Annotated in this window: 8 protein-coding genes; 6 read left to right on the top strand and 2 right to left on the bottom strand. The window is 69.6% G+C overall.

The features are described from left to right. Positions 1 to 126 precede the first annotated feature (126 nt). Entirely contained in the window at positions 127 to 963 is an 837-nt protein-coding gene (locus tag QZW52_RS17890) for an alpha/beta fold hydrolase (protein WP_434738360.1), read from the top strand. Positions 964 to 1,151: 188 nt separating this feature from the next. Next, complete coding sequence (locus QZW52_RS17885) at positions 1,152 to 1,274, top strand: hypothetical protein (protein ID WP_294001175.1); 123 nt, start codon at positions 1,152 to 1,154, stop codon at positions 1,272 to 1,274. 6 nt (positions 1,275 to 1,280) lie between these two features. Here QZW52_RS17885 and QZW52_RS17880 read toward each other — a convergent pair whose 3' ends face one another. After that, a complete protein-coding gene (locus QZW52_RS17880) occupies positions 1,281 to 1,877 on the bottom strand; it encodes a DUF938 domain-containing protein (RefSeq protein WP_294001172.1) in 597 nt (198 codons plus the stop codon). Positions 1,878 to 2,016: 139 nt separating this feature from the next. Here QZW52_RS17880 and panB point away from each other — a divergent pair, with 139 nt between their 5' ends. The 4 genes from panB to QZW52_RS17860 are packed head-to-tail and all read left to right on the top strand — an operon-like array spanning position 2,017 to position 5,453. Next, complete coding sequence (gene panB, locus QZW52_RS17875; RefSeq protein WP_294001170.1) at positions 2,017 to 2,871, top strand: 3-methyl-2-oxobutanoate hydroxymethyltransferase; 855 nt, start codon at positions 2,017 to 2,019, stop codon at positions 2,869 to 2,871. Between the two features lie 28 nt (positions 2,872 to 2,899). Next, positions 2,900 to 3,748, top strand: coding sequence for a pantoate--beta-alanine ligase (gene panC / locus QZW52_RS17870; protein WP_294001168.1), 849 nt, complete (start codon positions 2,900 to 2,902; stop codon positions 3,746 to 3,748). Positions 3,749 to 3,751: 3 nt separating this feature from the next. Next, positions 3,752 to 4,585: an amidohydrolase family protein gene (locus QZW52_RS17865; protein WP_363227005.1), complete on the top strand. Its 834-nt coding sequence runs from the start codon at positions 3,752 to 3,754 to the stop codon at positions 4,583 to 4,585. A gap of 19 nt (positions 4,586 to 4,604) precedes the next feature. Beyond that, positions 4,605 to 5,453 carry an alpha/beta hydrolase gene (locus tag QZW52_RS17860; RefSeq protein WP_294001165.1) on the top strand — a complete coding sequence of 283 codons (849 nt, stop codon included), beginning with the start codon at positions 4,605 to 4,607 and terminating at the stop codon, positions 5,451 to 5,453. 12 nt (positions 5,454 to 5,465) lie between these two features. Here QZW52_RS17860 and QZW52_RS17855 read toward each other — a convergent pair. Next, the coding region (locus tag QZW52_RS17855) for an alpha/beta hydrolase family protein (protein WP_294001163.1) at positions 5,466 to 7,034 on the bottom strand (1,569 nt) is incomplete at its 5' end.

Genomic DNA, 7,034 nt, shown 5'->3' with positions numbered 1-7,034 from the left:
CGAGGTGTTCGAGGGCATCGACGACCCGGCGTGGAACGGCGATGCCGCCGAGTTCCCGCTGATGCAGCCCTCCGCCCGCCACGAGGCCATGCGCAAGATCACCCACCCCGGCGAGCGCATCGTCTGATGCCGGCCATGGCCAGCGGCGAGTCTCCCGGCGTCATCGTCTTCAGCCACGGCAACAGCTTCCCCGCCGGCACCTACGCGCAGCTCTTCGCGCACTGGCGGGCGGCGGGCTGGCGGGTCGAGGCGGTGGAGCGGTTCGGCCACGACCCGCGCTATCCCGTGACCAGCAACTGGCCGCGGCTGCGCGACCAGCTCATCGACTTCGTGGACGGGCTGGGACTCGGCACAGACACACCGGTGGTGCTGGTCGGACATTCGCTGGGGGGGTTCCTCAGTCTGAAGGCGGCACTGAAGCGGCCCGATCTGGCGCGGGCGGTGGTGCTGCTGGACTCGCCCATCCTGACGGGCTGGAAGGCGCACAGCGTGCAGGTGGCCAAGGCGACGCGGCTGATCCAGCGCGTCTCGCCCGGCAAGGTCGCGGCGCGGCGGCGCCATCTCTGGGATTCGGTGGACGAGGCCCGCGCGCATTTCGCGGCCAAGCATGTCTTTGCGCGCTGGGATCCGCGCTGTCTGGAGGATTACCTGCGCGCCGGGCTGGAGCCTGCGCCCCAGGGTGGCGTGCAACTGGCCTTTGACCGGCAGGTCGAGGCGCACATCTACAACACGCTGGCGCACAACATCGGCGAGATGCTGCGGCGCCATCCCCCGCGCTGTCCGGTGGCGTTCATCGGCGGCACGCAGTCGCGCGAGGTGCGCCAGGTGGGTCTCGCCGCGACGCGGGCGCTGGTGCAGGATCGCTTCCAGTGGATCGACGGCACGCACCTGTTTGCGCTGGAGAGGCCGGACGAGACAGCGCAGTGGGTACTGGCACTGATGGGTACAGCCCACTTCCGATGAAAAAATAACGGAAACTTCATGGGGTCTTCATGTAAGGAACAAAGAATCCTTGCATGAGAAATGTCACGTTTCAGGGATCATCCGTCGCCAAAGTCAGCCCCCCTCTTCGTGGCAGCACCATGAACCCGGCACGCGCTTGCGGTGGCCGCGCGCACCATACACGGCGCTACCTCCAGGTGCTGATGCAAATGTCAGCCCACGAAGACCCGGACACCTTCAGGCGTCTGCGCAGCAAAGCCATCGAGCGAACACGGCATGTGCGACGGCAGACGCTGCTGCGCACCCAGGGCACGCCACTGGCGCAGTGGTGACGCTGGTCAGCAGCGGCGCCAGCTCACGCAGCGGTTGTTCGCCGGCATCGCCCGGTCTTCCACCAGCTCCAGCCCCACCGCCCGCGCCAGCGCATCGACCAGCTCGAATTCGCGCACGCCCCGCCGCGGGTCCGACGCACGCAACGACACGTCGAAGGCAGCGTTGCTGGCGCTGGTGTGCTCGCCCAGGTACTTGAACGGGCCATAGGCGATCACCAGCCCGCCCGGTGTCAGCACCGAGGCCACGCGCTCGAAGAATGCCTGCACCTCCGGCCAGCCCATGATGTGCAGCGTGTTGGCGGTGTAGACGGCGTCGTACTGCGCTTGCGGCCAGGTGCCAGCGACATCCAGACAGATCGGCGCGGGCGTGTTCGGCAGCGCCGCGTCGGCCAACCACAGACAGATGCCCGGCAGGTTGGCCCGCACGTCCGAGGTCTGCCAGCGCAGGTGCGGCAGCGCGGCGGCAAAATGCACCGCGTGCTGGCCTGTACCGCTGCCGATCTCCAGCACCATGCGCCGCTCGGCCAGCAAACTCCGCAGCACCGCCAGGATCGGCGCCCGGTTGCGGTCACATGCAGGGGCAAAAGGCTTATCGACGGTCATGATGGGGTCATCAGGCAGTGGGTGAAAATCAGTGCGCACCGGAAAGTACCACTGCTGCACTGCAGCAAGGCTGACTAGAATGCCTCAGACCTCACGGAAACGGGGGGTCGAGTCCAAATAATTTCGCCAGGAGACCCGCTTGAGCACCCACGCCCAGCCCACCGCGACCCCGAACGGACGCAAGCCCGTGACCCTGCACAGCCTGCGCGCCCAGCACGCCCGTGGGGAGAAAGTGACCATGCTGACCGCCTACGACGCCACGTTCGCGCGGCTGGCGGACGAGGCGGGGCTGGACACGCTGCTGGTCGGTGACTCGCTGGGCATGTTGCTGCAGGGCCACAGCAGTACCATCCCGGTGGCGCTGGAGGAGATGGTCTACCACACGCGCTGCACGGCGCGTGGCTTGCAGGGCGGCGCAGCGTGGCTGGTGGCCGACCTGCCCTTCGGCAGCTACCAGCAGGGCGTGGCGCAGGCGATGGCGTCCGCCACGGCGCTGATGCAGGCCGGCGCGCAGATGGTCAAGCTCGAAGGCGGTGGCTGGACGGCCGAGGTAGTGCGCTTCCTGGTGGACCGCGGTGTGCCGGTGTGCGCGCACCTGGGGCTGACGCCGCAGAGCGTCCACGCGCTGGGCGGCTACCGGGTGCAGGGCCGCGATGCGCAGGGTGCGGCGGTGCTGCGCCGCCACGCCAAGGAACTGGCCGACGCAGGCGCGGCCATGCTGGTGCTGGAGCTGATGCCGTCGTCCGTCGCCGCGGCCGTGCAGACCGACAACCCCGGCATGATCACCATCGGCATCGGTGCTGGCCCGGACACGGCGGGACAGGTGCTGGTGCTGCACGACATGCTCGGCGTCACGCGCGGGAAGCTGCCGCGGTTTGTCCGCAACTTCATGGACGAGGGCGGCAGCATCGAGGACGCGCTGCGCCGCTACGTCGCCGCGGTGAAGGAGGGCACCTTCCCCGATCCGGTCGCCCACGCCTACGCCGCTGCCTGAACCGCCTGCCCCACGGAATCCCTGCCCCATGCGTGTTCTCCACACCCTCGCCGAGCTGCGGGCCGCCCTGGCCGACACCGCCCGCCCCGCCTTCGTGCCCACGATGGGCAACCTGCACGATGGCCACCTGAGCCTGGTCCGGCAGGCGCGTGCGCTGGTCGGCCCGGACGTGCCGGTGGTCGCCAGCATCTTCGTGAATCGCCTGCAGTTCGGCCCGAACGAGGACTTCGACCGCTACCCGCGCACGCTGGCCCGTGACTGCGAACTGCTGGAAGGCGCTGGCTGCGACCTCGTGTTCGCGCCCGACGAGCGCGAGCTGTACCCCGCGCCGCAGACCTTCAAGGTCGTGCCCGATCCGGCGCTGGCTGACCTGCTCGAAGGACATTTCCGGCCGGGCTTCTTCACGGGCGTGTGTACCGTCGTGATGAAGCTGCTGCAGTGCGTGCAGCCGTCGGTGGCGGTGTTCGGGCGCAAGGACTACCAGCAGCTCATGGTGATCCGGCGCATGGTGGAGCAGTTCGCGATGCCGGTGCGGATCGTCGCGGGCGACACGGCGCGCGCGGGGGACGGCCTGGCGCTGTCGTCGCGCAACGGCTACCTGAGCGAGGCCGAGCGCGCCGAGGCAGTGCAACTGTCGATCGCGCTGCAGGCGATGCAGGTGGCGATCCAGGCCGGCGAACGTGACGTGGCGGCAATCGAATCCCGTGCCATGGCGACGATGATCACCCGCGACTGGAAACCCGATTACATGACGCTGCGGCGCCGTGCCGACCTGCTGGCACCGACCGCAGACGATCTGGCACAAGGCACGCCGCTGGTGGCACTGGCAGCGGCCAAGCTCGGGGTCACGCGGTTGATCGACAACCTGGAGGTCTGAGCCGTGCCCCTGCACCTCTTCGACGAGCCCAAGATCGACACCCACTGCCACCTCCTCGACCCGGCCCGTTTCCCCTATGCGCCCGACGTGGCCTACCGCCCGGCCGGGCAGGAAATGGGCACGCTCGACCAGTACGTGCAGGTCATGGATGCCTACGGGATTCGGCATGCGCTGCTGGTCGGGCCGAACTCGGGCTACGGGCGGGACAACCGCTGTCTGCTCGACGCGCTGGCGCGGCATCCCGACCGCTTCCGGGGCATCGTGGTGCTGCCCAACGACACCTCGCTCGATGAACTGACGCGGCTGCGGGCGGCGGGCGTGGTGGGCGTGGCGTTCAACGTGGCGATGCTGGGGACGGACTTCTACGCCGACACCGCCCCGCTGCTGCGCCACCTCGCCGATCTGGACATGTTCGTGCAGGTGCAGGTCGTGGAGGACCAGCTCCTCGCGGTGCAACCGATGCTGCTGCACAGCGGCGCGCGCATCCTCATCGACCACTGCGGCCGGCCCGCCCCTGGTGCGGGACTCGACCAACCCGGATTCCAGGCGCTGCTCGCCCTGGCGCCCACCGGGCGGGTGGCGGTGAAGCTCTCCGGTTTCCAGAAGTTCTCGACCGAACTGCTGCCCCACGACGACGCGCTGGTCTACGTGCGCGCCCTGCTCGACACCTTCACGCTGGACGCCTGTTTCTGGGCGTCGGACTGGCCCTTCCTGCGGGCGCCGCAGCGCACCGACATGGGGCCGCTGATCCGCCAGGTGGAGCGGCTGCTGCCCGATCCGGCCGATCGGGCGCGGCTGTGGTGGGACACGCCCAGGCACTGGCTGGGGTTAATCTGAAGATTTGGACGAGAACCCGATGATCACCTCCTCACCGACCACCCACCTCGACCTGCGCTACGCCGACACCTCGGCCCGGCAGTTGCTCGACCTCTATCTGCCGGACACGCCCCCGCCGCCGGGCGGCTACCCGCTGATCGTCCACATCCACGGCGGCGCCTGGCGGATGGGCGACAAGCGCGATCGCCAGTTGAACGCGCCGCAGCAGATGCTGGCGCAGGGCTACGCGCTGGCAGCGGTCAACTACCGGCTCTCGGGCGAGGCGCAGTTTCCGGCGCAGATCCACGACGTGAAGGCCGCGATCCGCTGGTTGCGGGGAAACGCGGCCGAGTACCAGCTCGATCCGCGGCGCGTGGCGGCTTGGGGCGGGTCAGCGGGCGGGCACCTGTCGGCACTGGTCGGCACGGGCGTCGGCGTGGCGGAACTGGAAGACCTGACGCTCGGCCATCCGACGCAGCGCAGTGACGTGCAGGCGGTCGTCTCGTGGTTCGGGCCGACCGATTTCCTGAAGATGGATGTCTACCTGCGCCAGACCGGCTGCGGCACGCCCGACCACAGCCTGCCGGATTCACCCGAAAGCCAGTTGCTCGGCGCACCGATCACCGAGGTGCCGGACGCCGTGCGGCGCGCCAATCCGGAGAGCTGGCTGCGGCCGGACTGCCCGCCGTTCCTGCTGCAGCACGGCACGCGCGACCACCTCGTGCCGTACCAGCATTCGGTGCGGCTGGCGGATCGGATCGACGAGGTGGCGGGAGCGGGGCGGGCGCGGCTGACGCTGCTGGAGGGGGCGCGGCACGGGGGCCGGGAGTTCGAGTCGGCGGAGAATCTGGCGATCGTGGCGGCGTTCTTGCGAGAACACCTGGGCTGACCACCGCCGCCATCAAAACACCCAAGCCCCCAGCTCGAACCAATCGAACCCCGCACTCCGTCCACCCAGGCACGCCCCGAGAAAATCCTCCACCCGCCGCTCCGCCCGCAGCCGCTGCCCCCAGCTCCACGAGCGCGACAGGTGCCCCGCCCCGGACAGCAGCAGGTACTCCACCGGCTGCCCCCGCGCCCGCATCGCGTTGACCACCGTGTCCGACTGGTCCTGCCGCACGCGCACGTCGTTGGTGGTCTGGATCACCAGCAGCGGCTTGGTGATCGCCGCCGTGCGGTGGACCGGTGACTTGGCCTGCATCACCTCGCGTTCGGCCGGGACCGCCGGGTTGCCGACGTAACGGTGCCAGACCTGCATGTTCGGCTCCCAGTACGGCGGCACGTTCTCCACCAGCGACACCAGGTCCGACACGCCCACCGTGTCCACGCCGCAGGCGAACCGCTCGGGCGTGAATGTCAGCCCCACCAGCGCCGCGTACCCGCCGTAGCTCGCGCCCATGATCGCCACGCGCTGCGGATCGGCCACGCCTTGCGCCACCGCCCAGTCCACCGCGTCGAGCAGGTCGTCGTGCATCTTGCCGGCGAACTCGCCGATGGCCGCAAGCTGGTGGCGCCGGCCGTAGCCGGTCGAGCCGCGGTAGTTGACCTGCAGCACCGCATAGCCCCGGTTGGCGAGGAACTGCATGCTGCCCAGGCCGTTGTCCCAGTAGTCCCGCGCCCACGGCCCGCCATGCACATGCAGCACCATCGGCCCCGGCGGGCGGCGCTCATGACCGGGCGGCAGCGTGAGGTAGCCATGCAGCGGCAGCCCATCGCGCGCCGTGAACTGCACCGGCCGCGTCACGCCGAGCTGTCCAGGGTAGGCGTTGGCGGTGCCCTGCCCCAGCGCGGTAACGCGCCCGCTGCGGCGGTCGAGCAGCAGGTAGCGGCGCTCGGTGTCGGTGTCCGCCAGCACAGTGAGCAGGCGCTCGTCCTGGCTGACGCTCAGCAGCCCCAGCCGGCGCGGGCGCTCGGGAAAGAAGCGGTCGAGATCCCGCGCCCACTCGGCATCCAGCGGGTAGATGCGCTGGTGGCCGGGATGGGACAAGGCCGCCAGCGGCTCGCGGGTCTGCGGGTGCAGCCAGACCCAGTCGATGTCCACGTCCGGATCGTCCTGGACCACCCGCTGCTGCCCGGTCGCCACGTCCAGATGCACCAGCGCCCGCCGCTCGCGCCCCTGGTTGGTGACGAGGTAGAAGCCGCGCCTCTGCGCATCCGGCCCGACCACCGTCACGAGGTCGTCGGTGTGCCAGCGCAGCACCTCACGGGCCTCGGCCATGTCGGTGAACGAAGCGTGCAGGCTGATCGATTCACCCTGCTTGCGCACGACGCCCACCACCTGCCCCGCCCGATCCGTCACCACCCCCAGCGCATCGCCGGGGTTGCGTTGCACCAGCGTTTCCTGGCCCGTCTCGATGTGCAGCCGGTAGAGGTCGAACAGCCGCCGATCACGCCGGTTGTGCAGCACCAGGACGTGTTTCGGATCGTCCTCCAGCATCTGGTGCAGATGCACCGCCACGCCCGGAAACGG

Origin of the sequence: Sphaerotilus sp., from assembly GCF_013299175.1 — a bacterium.
In the GTDB taxonomy this organism is placed as follows: Bacteria; Pseudomonadota; Gammaproteobacteria; order Burkholderiales; family Burkholderiaceae_C; genus Sphaerotilus.
The sequence above is the reverse complement of the archived record's forward strand: the minus strand, read 5'-3'. Positions and strand labels throughout refer to the sequence as shown.